This window comes from Solidesulfovibrio sp., assembly GCF_029978005.1.
Lineage (GTDB): Bacteria > Desulfobacterota > Desulfovibrionia > Desulfovibrionales > Desulfovibrionaceae > Solidesulfovibrio.
In genome coordinates, this window is sequence record NZ_JARKOZ010000014.1 from 1 (window position 1) to 22,094 (window position 22,094).

The following is a 22,094-nucleotide window of genomic DNA, read 5'->3' on the forward strand; positions in this document are numbered from 1 at the left end:
TTCGGTCTTGCCGGACCCAGCCCGCATCCGCAGCGTTGCCGCCTGCTCCTCCGTCAACTCAACCTTTACCCGAGCGCCCATCCTGACCTCCTAAACTGGAGGCCAGTATATAGATTTATTTCAAGGACGCAACACTAGGAAACAGAGTGCCCTGACCTCGCGGCCCGGTCGCGGGGAAACCCCTGCGCGCGGCGGCCCGGCTTCGGTCGGGCCGCCTTTTTTCGCGGCGCGGGCGGGGATCAGGCGGCCAGGGCGGCCTTGAGGATGGCCGTCAGTTCCTCGTCGGAAAGCGCCACCGGGTTGCCCTTCATGCTGCTGGCCCGGGAGGCTTGCGCCACGATGGTCGGGATATCGGCCACGGTGGGGCCCAGGCGGGCAAGGGACGGCGCGTCGAGGCGGCGGCAGGTCGCGGCCAGCCAGGCCGCGCCGTCCTCGGGGCCGGCCGCGTCCCGGCCGGTCAGGATCGCCGCCGCCTCGGCGTAGGCGGCCAGGGACGGGGAGTCCGGGGCGCGTTCGCGAAGTGCCCGGATGTTGGCCGCGGCGACGTGGGGCAGAAGGCTCGCGCAGACCTGGCCGTGGGGCGCGGCGAAAAGGCCGCCCAGGGGCGCGGCGAAGCCATGCACCGCCCCGAGCTTGGCGTTGGCCAGGGCCAGGCCGCCAAGCAGGCTGGCCAGGGCCATGTCCTCGCGGGCGTTAAGGTCCGCGCCGTCGGCGTAGGCCGCCGGCAGGGCCCGGGCCGCCCGGCGCAGGCCCTCGCGGCACAGGGCGTCGGTCATGGGGTTGGCCATGTTGGACACGAAGGCTTCGAGCAACTGGGTGAGGGCGTCGAGGCCTGTGGCCGCCGTGACCGCCGGCGGCATGGAAGCCGAAAGCAGCGGATCGACCAGGGCCACCTCCGGCAGCATCATGGGCGAGCGCAGGCTCACCTTGACGCGCTTTCCCGGCACGGTCAGCACGGCGTTGGCCGTGGCCTCGGCCCCGGTGCCGGCCGTGGTCGGCACGGCCAGGACGGGCAGGGGACGCGCCGTAAGCGGCCGGCCCTCGCCCACCACTTCGAGATACGCGTACACGTCCTCGATGTTGGTCGCCAGGGCGGCGGCGGCCTTGGCCGTATCCAGCGCGCCGCCGCCGCCAAGGCCGATGACCAGGTCGCAGCCGGCCTCCCGGGCCAGCCGGGCCCCGGCTTCGGCCGTCGCGACGTCGGGTTCCCCGGCCACGGGAAAGACCGTGGCCGTGAGGCCGGCCCGGCCCAGGGCGGCCAGAAGTCCTTCGTGACGGCCCGGGTTCGCGCCCGTGACCACCAGGGCCGCCCGCCCCCGGGCGGCGGCGAGCGTCGGCAACTGATCGGCGGCGTTGTGGCCGAAGACGACTTTTCCCGGCGTGGCGAAGGTGAATCGCATGCCGCCAGTATGTCCCGGCCGGCCGGGCGGCGCAAGGGGCGGGAGGAGCCTTGCCGGCCCTGGCCAACATGCCGCCAGCGCCGACTGGTCACGCTCTCATCACCATTCCGCGATATTTTCCCCGTATACCTCCGCCCGACGCAGCATGCAGGAGCGGAGGAGATGTACGATTCCATCCGGCGTTTACTTACTTTCTTCCTGCGCACGGGCAACCGCCCCGATCCCTCGGCCTCGCGCCTTCTTTGCGTGGCCGCGCGGCAGCAGGCCATCTTCCAGATGGCCGTCGGCCGGGAGAAGGCTTCCCCGTCCTTCCGGTACATGGTCTGCCGGGGCGTCCGCAGCGACGGCGTGGTCCTGGCCAGCCGGGACGCGGACGCCGCCATGCGCGAGGGCCTTAAGCGGCGGGAATTCTCGTTTCGCTTCCTCGTCCAGGAGGAAATGGACAAGTTCCCGCGCCTGCACACCTTCCAGGGGACGGTCACCGCGGTGCACAAGGACGAAAAGGCCATCACCGTGGCCTTTCCCGCCAGCATCACCACCCTGGAGCAGCGCCGCAACGTGCGCCTGAAGCTCCACCGGCGCCACCTCCCCCGGCTCGGGGTCTGGGGCATGGCCAAGGGCGAATCCCAGGAACGCATCCTCAAGGAATGCGGCGTCGTCGAGCCGGAAAGCCGGCCGGACGAGGTGCAGGCCATGCTCAAGAACATTTCGGCCGGAGGACTGCGCCTTTCCCTGCCCTGGCAGGCCTACGTCCGGTCCGCGCCCTTCCTGTCGCAGGGCTGCCGCCTGCTGGTGCAGCTCGAATTCACGGACCCGGAAACGGGGCGCACGGACGCCTTCGTGTTCGTCGCCAAGGTCAGCAATTCCCGGGTGACGGAAGACCCGGCCACGCGCCCGGAATTCGGGTTGCAGTTCATCGCCGTCCGGCAGCAGGGGGCGCACGCCCGCTGGCAGGACGTCCAGGCCGAGGGCAGCCTGGACCTGCTCAAGCTCCTGCAATCCTATCAATTGGAATACTACCGGGAGCTCAAACGGCAGCTCGCCCTGCGCGAGGAGCCGGACGTCGATCCCCTGGGCCGGACCGGGCGCAAGGACGAGGAAAAGGTGGCCTGAGGCGGCGGCCGCGCGGCGATGCGTCGAACCCCGCGCCGGAGGCGTCCCGCGCGTCCGGGCGGTAAAATGGGCTTTGGCGGCCGGGCTTCGGGCCGGACCGCATCTTTCAAGGAGCGTGCATCATGTTCAGCCAGTTTTTCGGAAACTACCTGCGCAAGCGCGGGTGCATCACCCTGGAGCAGTTGCGGGACGTCCTGGCCCTGCAGGACGCGGTGCGGGTCAAGCTCGGCGTCCTGGCCATCGACGCCGGCTATATGACCGCGCCCCAGGTGGAGGAGGTCCATCAGCTGCAATCCAGGATGGACAAGCGCTTCGGCGAAATCGCCATCGAGCGCGGCTACCTGGACGAAGAGAGGCTCTCGGGGCTGCTCGGCCAGCAGAACAGGCGGCACCTGCTCATCGGCCAGGCGCTCATCGACAAGGGCCTCATGCGCTTCGAGGACTTCCAGGAGCACCTCGAGGCCTACAAGCGCGAGTCCGGGCTTTCCCCCCGGGAGTTCGAGGCGCTCAAGGCCAACGACATCGAGGCCGTGACCGGGGCCCTGCTGCGCCTGCCCGAGGTCGGCGAAACGAAGATGTACGTGGACTACTTCAGCCTGTTCGTGCGCAACCTGGTGCGCTTCATCGATGACCGCATCCTGCTGGAGCCGGCCCGCAAGGTCGAAGAGGAACCGTTTTGCAGCCTGATCCATCAGGAGATCGAAGGGCGCTTCAAGCTCTTCACCGGCATTTCCGGGACCGAGGAAGGCATGGCCCGGTTCGCCAGCCGTTTCGCCAAGATGGACGTGGACGGCATGGATGCGGTGGCCCGGGATTCGCTTGGCGAATTCATGAACGTCCACAACGGCCTGTACCTGTCCAAGCTGTCCAACGAATGGGTGGAGCTGGAGCTTTTGCCCCCGGAATACAAAAGCGCAGGCAGCCTCAAGTCCGTGGGCGTGGTGTACGCCATCCCGTTCGCCCTGTCCTTCGGGCAGTTTCATTTCTTCATCGGCGTCGGTTCGCCGGTCATTCGCCATCGCTAAGGGAGGAACGCGTCATGGCCCGCATACTGATCGTGGATGACTCCATCGTGTCCCGGACCAATCTCAAGAACATCCTGGCCGACGCCCGGCACGAAGTGGTGGGCGAGGCCGTCGACGGCGAGGACGGGGTGGCGAAGTTCCTGTCCCTGCGCCCGGACATGGTGACCATGGACATCACCATGCCCAAGCTCAACGGCATCGAGTGCCTCAAGCGCATCCTCGGCCACGACCCCGAGGCCCGGGTCATGATGATCAGCGCCCTGGGCCAGGGGGCCAAGATCCTGGAAGCCATCGACAGCGGCGCGCGCCACTACGTCACCAAGCCCTTCGAGCCGGACAAGGTCATCGAGGCGGTGACGGAGGTGCTCGGCGACTAGCCTGGGGTTCTTCTGGAATACGTTGGTATTTTGGTGGGATAGCTGGATAGCCTCGGACGTTGTTCGGGAAACGGCCATGCCGTTTCCCGAGAACGCGGCATGAGGCCGCCGCGGCGGGTGCGAAGGCTTCGGATACTCCGCCTCGAAGGAGGCGGCCCGGCCGATCCCGGCTCTGGGGAGGGCGTATGGAGACGACGGTCGACGATCTGGACATGAGGCGGGACGGGCAACCGGCCGAGGACCAGTCCATCGGCAACCTGGTGGAGCACACCCGGACGTTTGCGGCCTCGGACCCGGGCAGCGCCGTGCACGCCTTCTTCGGCGGCCATCCCAGCGCCGAGGGCGTGGTCATCCTGGACGGCCAGGCCCCCAAGGGCCTGGTCATGCGCAACGACTTCTACCAGAAGATGGGCTCGCTCTACGGCCGCGACCTGTTCATGCGCCGCCCCATCAGGCTCATCATGAACGCCCGGCCCCTGGTGGTGGACGTGTCCGTGGACATCGCCACCATTGGCCTCATCGCCATGAACAGGCCCCACGACCAGCTCTACGACCTCGTGGTCATCACCAGCGGCGAGGGCTATTCCGGGGTGGTGAGCATCAAGCGCTTCATGATCGAACTGTCGCGCAACAGGGAGATGGAGATTTCGCTGCTCAAGACGCAAAAGGAGATCCTGCGCGAGGCCAACGAGGCCGAGATACGCAACCGCAAGCAGATCGAGGAGAAGAGCCAGGAGCTGCGCAGGAAAAACGACGCCATCAAAAACCTCATGGACAACGCCGGCCAGGGCTTCCTGTCCTTCGGCAAGGACCTGGTCGTCTCCGGCGAGCACAGCCTGGAGTGCGTGCAGATCCTGCGCGTGCCCGTGGAGGGGCGCGACTTCGTGGCGCTCATGGCCCGCCACGTGTCGCCCGGGGTGGCCCGGACCATGGCCCAGGTGTTCGAGAGCGTGTTCGCCTCGGACAAGGCCCTGCGCGCCAAGGTCTACCTGTCGCTTCTACCGCCCGAGGTCACGATCTACGACCGCAGCGTCAGCATCGAGTACAAGATCATCCGGTACGGCGACCAGAAGCGCATGATGCTGATCCTCACCGACGTCACCGAGAAGAAGAAGCTCGAGGCGCGCATGGTCGAGGAGCGCAACAACGTCAAGATGGTGGCCAAGGCCCTGACCAGGCAGTCCGACGTGAACCTGGCCATGGAGGAACTGGCGGCCTTCGCCCCGGGCGACGCCGGTGTGATCGTCGCCGCGGCCGCCGACCCCGGGGCGGCCCTGGCCGAGATCTTCCGCCTGGTCCACACCTTCAAGGGCGACTTCGCCCAGCTCGGGCTGCACAACACCGCCGCCAACCTGCACGCCGAGGAGGACCGGCTGGCCGCGCTGTCCGCCAGGCCCGAAGCGCCGGCCCGCGACGAGCTGACCGGGATCGTCGCCGGCTGGGACGCCCGGGCCCTGCTCCAGGAGGACGTGGGCATCCTCACGGACATCCTGGGCAAGTCCTTTTTCGAAAAGGACGAGCGCTTCCAGATCGGCGAGGAGGCCCTGGGGGACATCGAGCGGCAGGTCATGGCCCTGCCCGAAGGCGCGGAGCGCCGGGGCATCCTCGATGCCCTGCGCCGCCTGCGGCAGCGTTCCCTCAAGGACATCCTGGCCGAGTACCGGGAGTACCTCCAGGCCCTGGCCGACCGCCTGGGCAAGGCCGTGGAGCCGCTTCGCGTCGGCGGCGACGACGTGTTCGTGGACAAGGAGGCGGTGCAGCGCTTCGTCAAGTCCCTGGTCCACGTTTTCCGGAACATGATCGACCACGGCATCGAGTCCCCGGAGGAGCGCCTGGAGGCCGGCAAGCGCGAGCAGGGGCTGGTCAAGTGCAAGGTCCGTCTCGAGGGCGGGGAGGCGCGCCTGAGCGTCTCGGACGACGGCCGGGGCATCGACGCGGCCAAGGTGGCCAGGGCGGCCGTGGCCAAGGGCCTGATCGCGCCCGGCGACGTCGCGGGCCTGCCCTTGGAGAAGGTCCATGCGCTCCTTTTCGAGGATTCCTTTTCCACCAAGGAGGAGGTGAGCGCCCTGTCCGGCCGGGGCGTGGGCCTGTCCGCGGTCAAGGCCGAGGTCGAGCGCCTGGGCGGGACCGTGGAGGTCGCCTCCACGCCGGGGCTCGGCTCGAAATTCACCTTCCGGTTCCCGCTGCCGTAGTGTCGCGTCCCTGAGAAAATGCCGCGCAGGCAGGCATTTCGCGGCGCGACACGAGCCGTCGTCCACGCGCCGGCGGCCGCAGCGCCTCCCGACGACGCCACGGGGCGGGCTTGGGGCGTCAGCCGTCGAGACCGTGCTTCTTGAGCATCTGGTAGAGGTGGCCGCGGGACAGGCCGGAGACCCGGGCCGCCTGGCTGATGCTGGCCGTGGCCGCCAGAAGTCCGGTCAGGTAGCCCCGCTCCGAGGCGTCCTTGAATTCCCGATAGGGCGGATAGACTCGGCCTTGGGGCGCGCCCTCCGGCGCGGCCGGGGCCGGGGACGTCCCGGCCCGGCCGTCGCCCAGGCGGCTTCGGGCCACGGCCATGCGGATATCGAGCGGCAGATGCCCGGCGAAAATCTGCGGCTCCCCCCGCGAGGCGGCGAAGGCCCGCTCCAGGGCATGGCCGAGTTCCCGCACGTTGCCCGGCCAGTCGTAGCGCACGAGTGCCTCCACGAGGTCGTCGGACACCGTTTTGCCGCAGGCGTCGTAGCGGCTGCACAGCCGTTCCACGAAATGGCGGCACAGAAGCGGGATGTCCTCCTTGCGCTCCCGCAAGGGCGGCAGGGTGATGACGATGCCGTTTAAGCGGTAGAGCAGGTCGGTGCGGAACAGGTCCAGGGAGGCCATTTCCACGAGATTGCGGTTGGTGGCGGCGATGAGGCGGAAGTCGCTTTGCACCTCGGTCTTGCCGCCGATGGGCCGGAAGCGGCGGGTCTCGAGCAGGCGCAGGAAGGAGCGCTGCAGGGGCACGGGCAGCTCGCCCACCTCGTCGAGGAAGAGCGTGCCCCGGTGCGCCAGCCGGGCCATGCCGTCGCGGTCCTGGTCTGCCCCGGTGAAAGCTCCCCGGGTGTGGCCGAACAGCTGGCTCTCCAGGAGCGATTCCGTGGCCGAGGCGCAGTCCATGGCCACGAAGGGCATGGCCGCCCGGGCGCTGCCGTCGTGGATGGCCCGGGCGAAGACCTCCTTGCCGGTGCCGGTCTCGCCCAGCAGCAGCACGTTGATGTCGCTGGCCGCCGCCTGGGCGGCCAGGTCCAGGCAGGCGCGAAGGGCCGGGCTCTCCCCTACGATGCTGCGCAGTTCGCACAGGTCGGTGCTCGCGCCGGCGCGCTGCCGGCGAAAGGCCACCACCCGTTCGAGGATGAGCCGCAGGTTGTCCAGGGACAGGGGCTTGGCGAGGAAGTCCCAGGCTCCGTGGCGGATGGCCAGGTCGGCCCCGGCCGCGTCGCCGTGGCCGGTGACGATGACGATCTCCGGCGGGTCGGGCAGGGCGCGCAGTTCCGGGATGCGTTCCAGGCCGTTGCCGTCGGGCAGGAGCACGTCCAGAAAGACGACGTCGCAGCCGCGCTCCCGGCAAAGGGCCAGGCCCTCGGCCAGGGTCGAGGCGGCCAGGGCCTCGTGGCCGAGCTCCGTGGCGGTGACGCCGATGAGCCGCTGCACCAGGCGGTCGTCGTCGAGGGCGAGGATGCGGGCCACGGCCTACCCGAGGGAAGCGGCCCGGCGCAGGGCTTGGCTCGTGCGGTCGAGCACGTCGCGAAGCTCCCGCCGGTCCGCGTCGGGCACGGCTTCGCGCGCCCTGGCCAGCAGTTCCAGGCGGGCGGCCGCCTCCCGCAGCCCGGCCGCGCCAAGCGACGCCGCGCCGGACTTGAGCGTATGCATGAGTCGGGAGGCCTCGGCCAGGTCGCCGCGCCCGGCCGCCTCCTCGAAGGCCGCGGCCAGGGCCGGGGCGCTTTCCAGGAAATCCGAGGCCAGCAGGCGGTAGAGGTCCTTGCGTCCGCCGAGCAGGCGCAGGGCCGCGTCCGTTTCGAGGAGACCGCCGTCGGCTCCGCCTCGTCCCGGGGCGTCGGCCGCCGCCGGGGGCACGGCGATGGAGCGCGCTCCCACGGCGGCGCGCATGGCCCGGTGCAGGGCGGCCACGTCGATGGGCTTGCCCACCACGCCTTCGATTTCCCCGGCCGGCAGCACGGCCTGGTCCTCGGGCAGGGCGAAGGCGGTGAGGATGAGCACGGGCGTGCGCTCGCGGTCGAGCTCGGTTTCCAGGCCGCGCAGGCGGCGCAACACTTCGACGCCGTCCATGCCGGGCATCTGCAGGTCGAGCAGGATCAGGTCGCTCGGTGCCTTGCGCAAAAGGGCCAGGGCCTCGGGGCCGCCGGCGGCCAGGCGCACCTCGGCCCCGTCCTCGCGCAGGATGTCGCTTAAAAGAATCCGGTTGGCGTTGTGGTCGTCCACGACCAGCACCCGAAGACCGGCCAGGGCGCGGTCCGGTCCGGCATCCGCCAGTTCCGTATGTCGGGCCGCTTCCTCGGGCAGGGCCGTCTCGGGCCCCACGGCCAAAACGGCGGTGAAGGCGAAGGCGCTTCCCCGGCCCGGAACGCTCTCCACGGCGATGTCGCCGCCCATCATCCGGGCGATCTCCCGGGCGATGCAAAGCCCGAGCCCCGAACCGGCGTGCCGCCGGGACAGGGAGTCGTCCACCTGGCTGAAGCACTCGAAGATGCGCCCCTGGTCCTCTTTGGCCACGCCCACGCCGGTGTCCGAGACCATCGTGCGGATGCACACGCCCCGGGGCGTCCTGCCCGGGACCACGTCCACCTCCAGGCGCACGCCGCCGCGTTCGGTGAACTTCACGGCGTTGCCGAGGAGGTTGGCCAGCACCTGGCGGTAGCGGAAGGCGTCGCCCACGAGGCAGGCCGGCGTCTCCGGCGCGACGTGCACGGAGAATTCCAGCCCCTTGTCCCTGGCGGTGAAGGCGAAGATGCCGCTGGTTTGCTCCACGGCCCGGCGCAGGGAGAAGGGCCGGGCCTCGAGCTCCAGCCGGCCGGAATCCAGGCGGGAGACGTCCAGGATGTCGCCCACGATCTCGAGCAGCGATCCGGCCGAATGGATGACGAGCTTGGCGTAGCGCGCGGCCCGGGGGGGCAGGTCCTCGCGCAGCAGGCGCTCGGACAGGCCGATGATGCCGGTCAGGGGCGTGCGCATGTCGTGGCTCATGTTGGCCAGGAAGCGGCTTTTCATGCGGCTTAATTCTTCGGCCTTCTCCCGGCGGCGGCTGATCTCGAAGGTGGAGCCGCCGATGCCGAGCAGGCCCACCACCCAGATGATGCCGTAGGTGGCGGCCAGGGTGCGCTGGTTGCGGTCGCGCGAGGCGAGCAGGGGGCCGGCCGGGGCCGAGACGCTGATGCCGCCCCGGGCCGTGCCGACCACCGCCGCCGGATGGCAGCCCCGGCAGCTCTCTTCGGTCAAAAGCGGAGCCATGAAGCGGAACTGGCCCTTGTCCGCGCCGCCGAAGACCAGCTCGAAGCGGCCGTTTGGGGGGAGTTCGGCCAGGGTCTCGCGTTCCCAGGCGTCCGGCGCGTTTTCGGGCCGGATGGGGGCCAGGCTCGTGATGTGAAAGTGCACGCCCGCGTTTAAGGCGGCGATTTCGGCGATCTGCCGGGTCATGTAGGCCGGATTGATGCGCACCAGGGTCTCGCCGGAGGCGGTCGCCAGGGACCGTTCGGCCACGGGCAGGTGGGGGTTTGGCGCGACGTTCGGGCCCACGGGCACGAACACGCCGCCGTGGGCGGCGTTCCAGGCCCGGGCGGCCAGGATCTGCTGAAAAAACGCCCTGGCCTGGTACTCGGCCAGCTCCATGATGTGGCGGCGCTCGCCGGCCACGTTCCACAGGAAAAGAACCAGGAGCAGTCCGGTCCAGAAAAGCCCCAGCAGCACCGGGATGACGATCATGCGTTTCATGGCGATCCCCAGTCCGAAGCGTCGCGGCGTTTCGGCGAGAGTCCCTTATTCTTACAATCCGCCGGCCGGCCTTGTCGAGCCCGATTCCCCGGGATTTTCCCGGCGCGGTCCCAGAGAAAAACCCAACGCCCGGCCCCGCCGCCGGCAGGCTTCCACGCAGTCGCCGCAGTTGGTGCAGGCGGCGGACGGGGTCTTGCGCCTGGGGTCGAGGTCCAGGGAGCAGGCGGTCAGGCAAGCCCGATCGTCCCGGCCGCAGGTGCAGCGTTTCGCCTCGAAGGCCAGGCGAAGCCCGTGCGCAGCCAGGCGGTGGACAAGGGCCAGGAGCACGGACTGGGGACAGACGAACCGGCACCACAGCCGCGCGCCGCAAAGGGCCTCGACGAGAAGCAGGGCCGGCACGGCCAGCACGGGGAGCCAGAAGAGTCCGCTTGCGGCGTGCTGCCACAGCCTGGAATAGGCGGCCGGAAGCGACAGGAGATTGAGCAGCGGCGGCAGGCCGAGGACGCCGACCGCTGCGAGCCCGATGCCGGCCAGAAGGGTTCGCGCGGCCAGGCCCCCCCGGGGAAACCGGCCGGGGCGCGCGCGGCCCAGGCGGCGGGAGAGGGCGTGGGCCCATTCGGACAAAAGTCCGTAGGGGCAGGCGTAGGCGCAAAAGACCGGCCCCAGGGCCAGGGCCAGGACCAGGGCCAATCCCGCGCCCAGAGCCGCCGGCCAGGCCACGGCCCGGGCCGAGGCCGCGACCTGGGCCACGGCCAGGGGATCGCCGAGCGGCAGGCCCAGGACGTCCAGGGCCAGGAAGTTGCCGCTTATCCAGTGGACGCCCTTGGCGTTGGCCAGGGGCACGGCGGCCATGACCAGGGCGACGCCGATCTGGACGGCGCGCCGCACGGCACGAAGGGGCGGGCGCGTCATGCCGCCCCTCCGCTTGCGTCCGGGGGCAGGGCTGCCCGGGGCAGGGTCACGATGGCCTGGCGGGGACAGACGCTCTCGCACACGCCGCAGCCCACGCAGGCGTCGGTCACCACCGGAAACATCCCCATGTCCATGACCAGGGCCGTGTTGCGCAGCGGGCATTTCTCGTGGCAGGTCTTGCACAGGATCGATCCCTCGTAGGTGGAGCATCGCGCCTTGTCGAGCCAGGCCCGGCCCATGGCCGCCTTGGCCATCTCGGTCACGGGGCGCAGCGCCCCGGTGGGGCAGGCCGGCGGGCAGCGCATGCACAGCCAGCAGGGCGTGCGGCGCGGGTCGATGCGTGGCGTGCCGCAGGTGCGCGGGTCGAAGCCGGCTTCGAGAAAGATGCTGCCGAAGGGGCACAGCTGGGCGCAGCGGCCGCACTGCACGCAGCGCCGCAAAAAGGCGTCCTCGTCGCGGGCCCCGGGCGGCCGCAGCAGATGTCCGTCGGACATGTCCCTCCCTTTCCCGGCCGCGCCGGGCCGGGCGTCGGCTGGCGGCCGGTCAGGCCCGTTCGCGCGGCGTTGCGCCCGACAGTTCGTCCTCGAGGCTCAGGTAGGCGGCGGCCACGGCCAAAACACCCGGCGTGGCCCGGATGGCCCGCTCGACGGCGGGCAGTTCGTCGCTTGGCCGTTCGATGACCACCACCAGGTCCGGCGACCCCTCCCAGGGCAGGACCGTGGCGTCGGGCCGGCGCGCCAGGGTTTCCTTGACGCCCGCGAGTCCGTCCTTGCTCGTCTGCACGATGAAGCTGGCCACGGCCATGGGAGTACCCTCCTTGGGGGCGGGCTCAGGCCGCCATGGCGGCCGCAAGCGCGGGCGCGCCGCCGCCTTGACGCATGTCCGCGATGAGCGTTTCCAGGATGTCGGCCTGATCCGTCAGTTCGCCAAGGGCCCGGGCCGAGCGCGCCATGGCTTCGGAGGTCTCCGTGGCGATCCGGTTGATGTCCTCGAGACTGTGGTGGATCGTTTCGCTGGCGGCGGACTGCTGCTCCGAGGCCGTGGCGATGGAGCGCACCTGGTCCGTGGTGGCCTCGGCCAGGGAGACGATTTCGCGAAGGGACGCCCCGGAATGGCCGGCCAGGCCGGTGACCTCCTCGATGGTCTTTCCCGCCCGTTCCACGTGGTCGATGTTCTTGCGGGTCCCGGTCTGGATGCCGGCGATGGCCGCGCCCACTTCCTTGGTGGCGGTCATGGTCTTTTCGGCGAGCTTTCGCACCTCGTCGGCGACCACGGCGAAGCCGCGTCCGGCCTCGCCGGCCCGGGCCGCCTCGATGGCGGCATTCAAGGCCAGCAGGTTGGTCTGGTCGGCGATGTCGGAGATGACGTCGAGGATCTGGCCGATGCCCTGGGCCTGCCGGCCGAGGTTCCCCATGTCGCTCTTCATTTCCTGGGACTGGCGCTGGACCTGGGCGATGCCGGACACGACCTCGCCCACGGCCCGCGCGCCGTCCGCGGCCCGGGCCCGGGCCTGCTCGGCGGTCCGGACGGCGCTGGCGGCGTTGGCGGCGACCTCGAGCACGGTGGCGTTCATCTGCTCCATGGCCGTGGCCGTTTCGCCGATGCGCCGCGCCTGGCCCTCGGCTCCCCGGCCGGACAGGGCGATCTGCTCGGACAGCTGGGCCAGGGCCGCGGCGACCTTTTCCGCCACGGACCGGATCCTGTCGGCGGCGTGGGCGAGGCTTTCCGCCCGTACCCCGGCCTCCCGGCCGGCGGCCTCGGCGGACAGGCGGCACTGTTCCGCCGCCTCCCCCCGCTCCCGGGCCAGGGCGAACTGCTCCCGGGCCTTGTCGATCTGCTCCTTGAGCCGCCCCACCATGGCCCGCAGCGCCACGGCCAGTCCGCCGATCTCGTCGGTCTGGTCCACGTCCAGGCTGGCCTCCAGTTCGCCCTGGCTGATCTTCTCGGCGAAGTCCAGGGTGCGGCGCAGAGGGCGGGCCACGGCGAGGCAGATCCGCCGGCCGATGGTCGCGGTGACCAGGGCGATGCACACGGCGCTCGCGCCCATGAGGAGCAGGGAGCGCCTGGCGCTTTGCAGCAGGGCGGCGACCTGCCCGCCGGTGGCCTCGTCCCAGGCCTTTTCCACCTGCATCATGAGGTCGATGCGCCGGGTGGAGGCGGCGAACCAGGCGGCCGGGTCCACGTCCAGGCGCGGCTTGTCCGAGTTGGCGAAGGCCAGCTCGCGGAAGCGCTCCACCTCGGCGTCGGCGTTCCTGAGCTTCTCTTCGAGGAGCGTCCGCGCCTCCTTGCCGCCCATGTCGGCGAAGGAGCGCAGGTAGGTGTCCTGGGCGCTCACCCGAACGAGCCAGTCCCGGTAGAGCTGCTTGCTGAACGTGCCGGCGGCGAAGGCCCCATTCAGGCTGGCGCGCTCCTGGCCGGCGATCTCCTTGCCGCGCATGAGCTGGAGGATCGAGGCGCAGGGCAGGCTCATGCCCGTGCCGCCGGCCAGGGACATGCCCTGGGAAACGCCGTCGAGCATGCTGGCGATGCAGGCGTTGTAGCTGGCGATGACCTTGAGGGCGTCGAAGCGCAGCTCGGTCACCGCCGCCCGGGTGGCGGCCAGTTCGCGAAGCTGGGCCAGCACCGGCGCGAGGATGGACTGGAACTGGGCGTCCGCCTGCCCGCCCAAGGTCTGCATGACCGCTTCGAGCCTGGCGCGGGCCGCGTCGCTCAGTTTCCTCTGCTGTTCGAGCTCCTGGCCGAAGCGCGCGCCCCGGCTGCTGACGTGGCCGGAGGACAGGCCGCGTTCCTTTTGCAGTTCGTGGACGAGTTCCCCGATCGATTGCGTGACGCGAAGCAGTTGTTCGGTTTGGGTCAGCCTGCTCAGGGCCTGCCAACGGCCGTAGCTTTCCGTGGCGGCATAGAACAGGAACGCGGCCATGGGGAGGGCGAGCAACAAGCTGAGCTTGCTGGACATCTTCATATTCGCAAGCATCTCGGCCCCTTTGTCGTAAAAAGTGCTTCCCGGCGTCCCCTGCCTCAGACCTTGGCCACCTTGGCGGCGCAGATCTTGAATTCCGGTTGCTTGGAGATGTCGTCGATGGCGTCGACTGTGAGTTCGTTGACGAGCTTTTTGGCGTCGTAAAAGGGCGTGAACACGAGTCCCGGCCGGCAGATCTCGCCCACCCGGGCCGGCAGGTCCACGCTGCCCCGGCGGGTCTCCAGGCGCACCGTGTCGCCGTTGGCGATGCCCAGGCGCTTGGCGTCCTCCTGGTTGACCTCCACGAAGGCCGCGGGAAAGGCCTTGTGGATTTCCGGCACCTTGCCGGTCATGGTGCCGGTGTGCCACTGGTCGATGACCCGGCCGGTGGTCAGGACGAAGGGGTAGGCGGCGTCGGGCGGCTCGGCCGCCGGCTTGTGGGGCCGCAGCCACATGATGGCCTTGCCGTTCGGGTTGCCGTAGAAGACGAACTTGTCGGGATGGTCGGCCGGGATGTTGGGGTCCTCGCCCCGGGCGTAGCGGATCTTCGTGCCCGGATGGTCCTCGGTCGGGCAGGGCCACAGCAGGCCCGAGGTCTTGCGCAGCCGCTCGCGGGTCATGCCCTTGAAGTTGTAGGCCGAGTGGCTGGAGACCTCGCGCCATTCGTCCCAGACGTCCGAGGCGTTCTTGAAAGGCACGAGCTTGGGGTCCACGCCCAGGCGCAGGGCCAGGTCGACCAGGATGTCGACGCTCGGGCGCGCCTCTCCCGGGGGATCCACGGCCTTTTCGATGAGCGCGTAGCGCCGCTCGCCGCAGCCGTAGACGCCGTCGCGCTCGCACCAGAAGGCGGCCGGGAAGACCACGTCGGCGTACTTGAGGGTCTCGGCGTCGCCGAAGGCCTCGATGACGGCCAGGAACTTGGTGTCCTTCCTGAGATTGGCGGCGTACTTCCGCACGTTGGGCAGGCTCTGGGCCGGGTTGGTGCAAAGGACCAGCATGGCCTTGACCGAGTCGCCCAGCGCCCCGAACATGGCCGTGGTGAAAAGCCCGGGCTCCGGGGCGATGCTGTCCTGGGGAATGCCCCAGATCTTTTCCATCTCGTTGCGGTGGGCCTTGTTGGCGATGACCCGGCCCCCCGGCAGGAGGTGGGCCAGGGAGCCGGTATCGCGCACGCCGCCGCAGGCATTGGGCTGGCCGGTCAGGGAAAAGCTGGTGGAGCCGGGCTTGCAGATCTTGCCCGTGAGCAGATGCAGGTTGTGCACCAGGTTGTTGGCCCACACCCCCTGGATACGCTGGTTGAGCCCCATGCACCACAGCGACATGGTGGCGCTCGAGGACGCGAAGAGCTTGGCCGCCGCCACGATGGAGGCGGCCGGCACGCCGGTGATCTCCGCCGCCTTCTCGGGCGGGTACTGGGCCACGAAGGCCCGGTAGTCGTCGAAGCTTCTCTCCTCGGGCTTGCCGTCCACCATCTGCCGGAAGACCGCGTACTTGCCGTGGAAGCGCGGGTCGTCCATCTCCTCGCTGATGATGACGTGGGCCATGGCGTTCATAAGCGCCAGGTCCGTGCCCGGGATGATGGGCAGGTGCAGGTCGGCGATGCGGGCGGTGTTGGTGAGCCGGGGATCGACCACGATCACCTTGACGTTGGGGTCGGCCTGCTTGCGGGCGGCCAGCCGCCGGAAGAGCACCGGGTGGCACTCGGAGGTGTTGGAGCCGATGACGAAGAAGCAGGTGGCGGCGTCCATGTCCTCGTAGCAGCCCATGGGCTCGTCCTTGCCGAAGGTGGTGGTGTAGCCGCCCACGGCCGAGGCCATGCACAGGCGCGGGTTGCCGTCCACGTTGTTGGACCGCAGGCCCGCCTTGAAGATCTTGTTGGCCAGGTAGGACTCTTCGGTGAGCGCCTGGCCCGAACCGTAGTAGGCCACGGCCTTGGGGCCGTGCTTTTCCAGCACGTCCTTGAAGCGCGCGGCGGTGAGGGTCAGGGCCTCGTCCCAGGTGACCGGGGTCAACTGGCCGTTTTTGCGGACAAGCGGCCTGGTCAGGCGGTCCGGGGCGTTGACCACGGCCGGCAGAAGCGCCCCTTTGAGGCAGAGCAGGCCCTTGTTGTGGTTGTTGGGATCGCCCTTGACCATGACCACCTTGCCGTCGCGCACCCCGACCATCACCCCGCAGCCCGTGCCGCAGTAGCGGCACACGCCCTTGACCCAGGTTTGCGGCCCCTGGTCCGGGGCGGCCGTGGCCCGCGCCGGATCGAGGAGGGCGAACGCGGCCATCACTGCGGAATATTTTATGAAGTCTCGTCTGGTCAGCGACATGTCGCTCCTCCTTGGCCCGGCCGGGCTGGGGTCGTGTCCTGGCTGTCCGCGCGCACGGCGTTTCGCGGCAACGTGTCGGAACAATGCTTCGCGCGCCTCATTCGGCTTTTTCCTTGGAAACGGACTTGGTGAAGGCTTCGTGGTGCAGGGAGTTGGCGTGGAAGCCGTGGCAGCCGTCGCAGTGGTCGCGCACACCGAACTTCTCGGCCATGCGCTGCATGGCCGGGGCGTGGCAGCGCTGGCAGGCCACCTCGGCGCTGGGGTTGGCGGAAAAGGGCACCGAGCCCTTGCCGTCGGGCAGGCCGTGGCAGACGTAGCATTTGACCAGCAGCATGCCGTGTTTGCTCTCGAACCAGTCCTGGGCCACCTTGGGCGTGGCCTTCCTGTGGCAGGCGTAACAGTCGCCCTGCTCGTCCGTGACCTCGCCGTGGCGGACCTTGGCCCCTTCGCAGCGGGTGCCGGTGAACCCCAGGGTCAGGTAGGAGAAGTAGGCCGCGACCAGGACGGCCAGCCCCAGGACGACGAGAAGCCAGGTGCGTTTGTTCATGACGGTTCCCTCGTGGCCTGCCGGGCTTATTCCCCGGCCTGGGGCAGTTTGGCGGCGAAGGCGGCGTTGACCGCGTATCGCCGGTCGAAGACGGGCAGGTGGGCCATGTTGGCATGGCAGCCGGCGCAGGTCCGGCGGGCGTTGCCGTCCTTGCCGAGCCAGGCGTCGTGGGCCTTCTTGCCTTCCGGGCTTATGGGCTCGCCCTTGACGTTTTTCGTCAGGTCGGCGTGGCAGGCCCGGCAGCTGGCGTCGGCCACGAAGCGCCGGGCCACGCCCTGCATCTCCCGCCGGTCCAGGTCGTCGACGTCGCCGAGAAGGTGGGCGGCGGCGTCGCGCACGCCGAGGTAGGACTTCACCATGAAGTAATCGAGGCCGTATCCCGGGGGCATGTGGCACTGGGCGCAGGTAATTGGCTTTTTGTCCTTGTCCACTGCGTGGGCGGAACGTTTGAGCTCGAAGCCGTGCGTCTCCATCTCGTGGCAGGAAAGGCAGAATTCCGTGGTGGATGTCTTCCTGACGGCGTATACGCTGCTGAGCGTTATAAACGCCGCGAGGCAGGAGATCGTCACGACAGCGGTCTTTTTCATGGGAACTTCCCGCGTTTCCTTGGCTGCATCTGTCCAATGGTCGGTTGTTCCAGGCAAAAAGCAAGAGACATGCCATGGGGGCGGCCCCCCGGGAAGGCGCGGGAATCGCGGCTTTGGCCTGTTGGCGTGACAGTGCCGGGTGTCCGCTTTCCCTGACTGTTGTCAGGAAAAACAGACACTGTCGGATGGATATGACAGGTCGCGGCGTTCCTCCGAGGTGCGCCTTCGCCCGGTTGAAAGGGGCGGGAGGCGGCCGAAGGCTTGCGCCGGGCCGGTCCGGCCCGTTTCTGTCCCGGCCGGCGTCACGGCGACGCGGGCTGGTTTGTCTTTTGCACAGGCCGCCCTGCCGGGATGTCGGTGGGCGGCCTCCCGATTATTTGGCCAAAGGAAGGAAGGGACGAGATGCCGAAGAAGATCCACCTGGCCCTGGCCGGTCTGGTCGTGGCCGCAGCGGGGCTCTTTCTGGCCCTGGGGCCGCCGCGGCTGCTGGCCAAATCCGAAAGCCCGGATTTCTGCGCCTCCTGCCATGTCATGGAGGCGCAGTACGAAGCCTGGTTTCACCAGGGCGCGCACCGGCGCAAGGCCTGCGTGGAATGCCACCTGCCCAATGACAACATGGCGGGGCACTACGTCTGGAAGGCCATCGACGGCATGAAGGACGTGGTGGTGTTCCATTCCGGCCGCGTGCCGGAAAACATCCGCATCTCCGCCCATGGCAAGGAGGTGCTGCAGGCCAACTGCATCCGCTGCCACGAGGCGGCCGTGGACATGATCGACCAGGGCCGTCCCTGCACGGACTGCCACCGCCGCATCACCCACGCCCGGACCGGGGCCGTGGAAACGCGCTGACACGGACAGACAACCATCCACTAGAGAGGAAGACCATGCGAGGCAAAACCGTCATCAACGCCGCCCTGGCCCTGGGGATCGCCGCATTCCTGTTCGTGCCCTACGCCTGCTCGCCGCCCAAGCCCGAACCGGTCAAGACCGTGACCATCCCGGACGGCGAGATCGACCCGGCCGTGTGGGGCAAGGCCTATCCCGAGGAATACGAGAGCTGGAAGAAGACCGAGCAGCCCGAGCCGGCCGGCAAGAGCAAGTACAAGCGCGGTTTCGACGCCGACGGCATCACCTACGACAAGCTGGCCGAGTTCCCGTACATGGCGCTTTTGTTCAACGGCTGGGGCTTCGGCGTGGAGTACAACGAGCCGCGCGGCCACGCCCACATGCTGCGCGACCAGGTGGAGATCGATTCCTCCCGGGTCAAGGCCGGCGGCGTGTGCCTGAGCTGCAAGTCGCCCTACGCCCCGCTGCTGGAAAAGGAGATGGGCGTCGAGTACTACAAGCTGCCCTTCAAGGACGTGCTCAACAAGATTCCGGAGAAATTCCGCAATCTGGGCGTGGCCTGCATCGACTGCCACGACAACAAGGACATGTCGCTCAAGATTTCGCGCGGCTTCACCTTGGGCGAGGCCCTCGACTCCATGGGCGTCAAGCAGGCGGACCTCACCCGCCAGGACATGCGCTCCATGGTCTGCGCCCAGTGCCACGTGACCTATAACATCAACAAGAACGCCGAGATGCAGTCCGTGGGCATCCTCTTCCCGTGGCAGGGGAGCAAGTGGGGCGGCATCACCATCGAGGACATCGTCAAGCGCATCGCCCACGACGACACCCTCAAGGAGTGGAAGCAGACGGTCACCGGCTTCAAACTGGCCTACATCCGCCACCCCGAGTTCGAGCTCTTCTCCAACAAGAGCGTGCACTGGAAGGCCGGCGCGGCCTGCGCCGACTGCCACATGCCCTACACCAAGGTCGGCGTGCGCAAGGTCTCGGACCACCGGGTCATGAGCCCGCTCAAAAACGACATGAAGGCCTGCATGCAGTGCCACACCGAGACGGCAGACTGGCTCAAGGAGCAGGTGGTGGCCATCCAGGACCGCACCGTTTCCCTCCAGATCCGGGCCGGCAACGCCACGGCCACGGCGGCCAAGCTCCTCGAGGCCGTGCATAAGGCCCGCGACGCCGGCAAGCCCATCGACAAGGCCCTCTACGACAAGGCCAAGGAGTTCTACGAGGAAGCCTTCTACCGCTCCCTTTTCATCGGCGCGGAAAACTCCATGGGCTTCCACAACCCCACCGAAGCCCTGCGCGTGCTCGGCGACTCCGTGGCCTTCGCGGCCAAGTCCGAGGGCTACCTGCGCCAGATCCTGGCCAAGGCCGGCGAGGACGTCCCGGTCAAGGTCGACCTGGAACTGGCCAAGTACCTGGAGGGGCGCGGCGCGAAGAAGCTTGGCAATCAGCCCCAGCAGGAGTTCAAGGACCCTCTGGGCGTCCAGGAACGCTTCTAGTGGGAGTCTTGAAAAATACGGTGGTATTTTTCAGGAAAAGCTGACGGTTGCGTAGACTGTCCGTGAAGCGTGCCTGCCCGCGCCTCGCGGACGCCGCCCCAGGCGCGCGGCCTGGCCGGCGGCGGGCGAGGCCCGTCCGGAATTCCGGGCGGGCCTTTCGCCCGGCCGCCCCTGGTTTCCCGGCCCGGTTCGGGGTAGGGTGGCGGCGAAATCGCGCAAGGAGTGGACCATGATCACCCATATCGTCATGTGGACCCTGAAGGATGCGGCCGAGGGCCGGGACAAGGCCGCCAACGCGGCCGAGATGCAGGCCCGGCTGCTGGCCCTGCCGGCCAAGGTGCCGCTGGTCGTGGACATGCAGGTGGCCGTGGGCGGGGCGATCTTCGCCTCCGTGCCGCCCACGGACATCGTGCTCTACACCACCTTCCGCTCCAAGGAGGACTTGCAGGCCTATGCCGTGCACCCCTTGCACGTGGAAGTGGTGGAGTTCATCAAGAAGGTGGTTTCCGAGCGCCGGGTGGTGGATTTCGAATCCTAGCTCCGGCCTGGCGCGCGTCCCTTGGCCCGCCGTCCCCTGGACGGCGGGCTTTTTCATTCGCGAAAAGCCGATCTGAGACCGTTTTTTCTTGTCTTGTCTCGAGGACATTCCGGGCAACCGGTTCCCGGGTGCGCCGGGGGGCGTTTTTCGGTGGACGCCGCGCCCTGTCGGCTGTATTTCCAGGCCTGCTGCGGGACAGGCCCGCAGCATTCACCACCTGAAAAGGCGATGCTCCGCGACATGGGTTTCCTGCGACTGATCCTGGCCCTTTCCGTCGTCATCGGCCACAGCGACCATTCCTTCGGGATGCCGGGGCTCGACACCACCCTGGCCGTCCGTTCGTTCTACGTCATTTCCGGATTCTACATGGCGCTGGTGCTCTCCACGAAGTACCGGGACAAGCCGTATTACGTCTTCGTCAAGAGCCGTTACCTGCGCCTTTTCCCCCTTTACTTCGCCGTGCTGGTCCTGACCCTGGCTTACGGCGGCGTCACCTGGGCGATCGTCGGCTCGGTGCAGTGGCCGCTCGGCGGCTGGGCCAACACCCTGGACAGGTTGGGCGATCTGCCCATCGCCTGCTACGCCCTGTCCAACGTGTTCCTCTTCGGCCAGGACGTGCTTTCCCTCTTCAACGTGTCCGAGAACGGTGGGCTGGTCTTCGATCATCTCGGCCGGCTGTCGCACACCTCCTTCGGCGGCTACATGCTCGTGCCGCAGGCCTGGACCCTCGGGCTCGAACTGGCCTTCTACCTCGTCGCGCCCTTTTTCGTCGCCGGCCCGGCCCTGGCGATCCTCGGCGTCGTCCTGGGGAGCTGCCTGCTGCGCTTCGTCGCCTTTCCCGCCTGGGGGATCGACGCCGACGCCTTCGGCTACCGCTTCTTTCCCTTCGAGATCGTCTTTTTCTGCTGCGGCGGACTGGCCTACAAGTTCTACGCCCGCTACCGCGCCAGCGGCAGGGGCAGGCTGCCCCACATTGCGGCCGTGCTGGCCCTGGCTCCCGTTTTCCTCTCCTTTGGCTGGAACATTCCGGACCCGGCGCGCTACGCCGCCCTGACCCTGGGCATCCCGTCGCTGTTCCTGCTGACCAGGAACAGCCGCCACGACCGGCTCGTGGGCGAACTGTCCTACCCGGTCTACATCAGCCACATGCTCGTGCTCTACGCCATCACGCAGTACACTCACGTGGGCTACGAGCTTCCCGGCGTCCTCGGCACGCTGGCCCTTTCCATGCTGCTGTACCTCGGCGTGGAGCGCAGGGCGGAAGCCTGGCGCGGGCGGGTCGTGGCCGGGACGACGCGCCGTTTCCCCTCGGCCAGGGGCCTGGCGGCGGTCGCCGTCTGCGCCCTGGCGGTCGTGGCCGCGCCCCTGGCCGGCAAGGCGGTCCTGGAGCGCGAGCACCTCTCCGGCAGCGCCGCCCTCGCGGACTACGACTTTCTCCGGGGCAACCCGGAGAAAATGGTGCTCATCGGCTTCGACCCGCCCGAGGAAAACGCCTCCGGAAGGTGGCGCTGGGGCCTGGGCGAAAAGTCCGAAATCCTCTTCTCCCTGCCCCGCGCGGCCAATTTCGACCTCGCCTTCCAGTTCTTCCCCGTGGCCGACGGTCAGACCGTGTCCGTCTATTGCAACGGCCTGCTCCTGGAGACGTTTCGCCTGGACAAGGACGCTTCGATCTACAGGAAGTACGCCCTGCCGGCCCGCAAGTCGGGCAACGTCGTGCGTTTCGTCTACGGCGACTGGAACGGCCGGGCGGTCCGCCACGTGCCGCAGGACGCCCGCCCCCTGGCCGTTCGCTTCAACAAGCTCGAAATCACCTTCTGATGGCCCGTCCAGGCCGAAGGGCCGGGCGAGACGTTTCCCTGTACGCCTTCTCTGCCTCCAGGCGGCATCCGTCGGCCAAGGTGCGCGCCTTCATCGACTTCTGCCGCCAGGCCTTGGGCTGCACTTCGAACGCGGCGCTGCGGGCCGCGCGATGTCTTGGGAACGGACGTTGGGACATGGGGCTC

At 68.7% G+C, this 22,094-nt stretch carries 18 protein-coding genes; 8 read left to right on the top strand and 10 right to left on the bottom strand.

Annotated elements, in window-relative coordinates; all coding sequences use genetic code 11:
• Positions 1–239 precede the first annotated feature (239 nt).
• Positions 240–1,400: an iron-containing alcohol dehydrogenase gene (locus Q1K70_RS01540; RefSeq protein WP_300154782.1), complete on the bottom strand. Its 1,161-nt coding sequence runs from the start codon at positions 1,398–1,400 to the stop codon at positions 240–242.
• Between the two features lie 162 nt (positions 1,401–1,562).
• Between Q1K70_RS01540 and Q1K70_RS01545 the strand changes: the two genes are divergently transcribed.
• The 4 genes from Q1K70_RS01545 to Q1K70_RS01560 all read left to right on the top strand — a co-directional run bounded on the left by Q1K70_RS01545 (position 1,563) and on the right by Q1K70_RS01560 (position 6,107).
• On the top strand, positions 1,563–2,513 hold the full coding sequence (locus tag Q1K70_RS01545; RefSeq protein WP_300154785.1) for a PilZ domain-containing protein: 951 nt from the start codon (positions 1,563–1,565) through the stop codon (positions 2,511–2,513).
• A 122-nt stretch (positions 2,514–2,635) separates the two neighbouring features.
• Positions 2,636–3,538, top strand: coding sequence for a hypothetical protein (locus Q1K70_RS01550; protein ID WP_300154788.1), 903 nt, complete (start codon positions 2,636–2,638; stop codon positions 3,536–3,538).
• A 14-nt stretch (positions 3,539–3,552) separates the two neighbouring features.
• Entirely contained in the window at positions 3,553–3,915 is a 363-nt protein-coding gene (locus tag Q1K70_RS01555) for a response regulator (protein ID WP_300154791.1), read from the top strand.
• A 185-nt stretch (positions 3,916–4,100) separates the two neighbouring features.
• Positions 4,101–6,107 carry an ATP-binding protein gene (locus Q1K70_RS01560; protein WP_300154794.1) on the top strand — a complete coding sequence of 669 codons (2,007 nt, stop codon included), beginning with the start codon at positions 4,101–4,103 and terminating at the stop codon, positions 6,105–6,107.
• A gap of 118 nt (positions 6,108–6,225) precedes the next feature.
• On the opposite strand, the gene Q1K70_RS01565 is transcribed toward Q1K70_RS01560, so the two are convergent.
• From Q1K70_RS01565 to Q1K70_RS01605, 9 genes are all read right to left on the bottom strand, one after another.
• Positions 6,226–7,620, bottom strand: coding sequence for a sigma-54 dependent transcriptional regulator (locus tag Q1K70_RS01565; RefSeq protein ID WP_300154797.1), 1,395 nt, complete (start codon positions 7,618–7,620; stop codon positions 6,226–6,228).
• A gap of 3 nt (positions 7,621–7,623) precedes the next feature.
• On the bottom strand, positions 7,624–9,879 hold the full coding sequence (locus Q1K70_RS01570) for an ATP-binding protein (protein WP_300154800.1): 2,256 nt from the start codon (positions 9,877–9,879) through the stop codon (positions 7,624–7,626).
• Between the two features lie 51 nt (positions 9,880–9,930).
• On the bottom strand, positions 9,931–10,791 hold the full coding sequence (locus tag Q1K70_RS01575; RefSeq protein WP_300154803.1) for a 4Fe-4S binding protein: 861 nt from the start codon (positions 10,789–10,791) through the stop codon (positions 9,931–9,933).
• Entirely contained in the window at positions 10,788–11,285 is a 498-nt protein-coding gene (locus tag Q1K70_RS01580; RefSeq protein ID WP_300154806.1) for a 4Fe-4S dicluster domain-containing protein, read from the bottom strand. Before Q1K70_RS01580 ends, Q1K70_RS01575 begins: the two co-directional genes overlap by 4 nt.
• A 49-nt stretch (positions 11,286–11,334) precedes the next feature.
• Entirely contained in the window at positions 11,335–11,595 is a 261-nt protein-coding gene (locus tag Q1K70_RS01585) for a chaperone NapD (RefSeq protein WP_300154809.1), read from the bottom strand.
• 25 nt (positions 11,596–11,620) lie between these two features.
• Positions 11,621–13,765, bottom strand: a complete 2,145-nt coding sequence (locus tag Q1K70_RS01590) for a nitrate- and nitrite sensing domain-containing protein (RefSeq protein WP_300154812.1) — start codon at positions 13,763–13,765, stop codon at positions 11,621–11,623.
• Between the two features lie 44 nt (positions 13,766–13,809).
• Positions 13,810–16,068 (bottom strand): nitrate reductase, encoded by a 2,259-nt coding sequence (locus Q1K70_RS01595; protein WP_300154815.1) that lies wholly within the window; start codon positions 16,066–16,068, stop codon positions 13,810–13,812.
• A 97-nt stretch (positions 16,069–16,165) separates the two neighbouring features.
• Positions 16,166–16,615, bottom strand: a complete 450-nt coding sequence (locus Q1K70_RS01600) for a hypothetical protein (RefSeq protein WP_300154818.1) — start codon at positions 16,613–16,615, stop codon at positions 16,166–16,168.
• Between the two features lie 26 nt (positions 16,616–16,641).
• The gene (locus Q1K70_RS01605) at positions 16,642–17,202 is read right to left on the bottom strand and encodes a NapC/NirT family cytochrome c (protein WP_300154821.1); all 561 of its coding nucleotides are present in this window, start codon (positions 17,200–17,202) and stop codon (positions 16,642–16,644) included.
• Between the two features lie 402 nt (positions 17,203–17,604).
• Here Q1K70_RS01605 and nrfH point away from each other — a divergent pair, with 402 nt between their 5' ends.
• The 4 genes from nrfH (at position 17,605) to Q1K70_RS01625 (ending at position 21,909) form a co-directional block, all read left to right on the top strand.
• Positions 17,605–18,051 carry a cytochrome c nitrite reductase small subunit gene (gene nrfH / locus Q1K70_RS01610; protein WP_300154824.1) on the top strand — a complete coding sequence of 149 codons (447 nt, stop codon included), beginning with the start codon at positions 17,605–17,607 and terminating at the stop codon, positions 18,049–18,051.
• Between the two features lie 35 nt (positions 18,052–18,086).
• Entirely contained in the window at positions 18,087–19,553 is a 1,467-nt protein-coding gene (locus tag Q1K70_RS01615) for an ammonia-forming cytochrome c nitrite reductase subunit c552 (protein ID WP_300154826.1), read from the top strand.
• Between the two features lie 229 nt (positions 19,554–19,782).
• Positions 19,783–20,091, top strand: a complete 309-nt coding sequence (locus Q1K70_RS01620) for a Dabb family protein (RefSeq protein WP_300154829.1) — start codon at positions 19,783–19,785, stop codon at positions 20,089–20,091.
• 240 nt (positions 20,092–20,331) lie between these two features.
• A complete protein-coding gene (locus Q1K70_RS01625) occupies positions 20,332–21,909 on the top strand; it encodes an acyltransferase (protein ID WP_300154832.1) in 1,578 nt (525 codons plus the stop codon).
• Positions 21,910–22,094 lie beyond the last annotated feature (185 nt).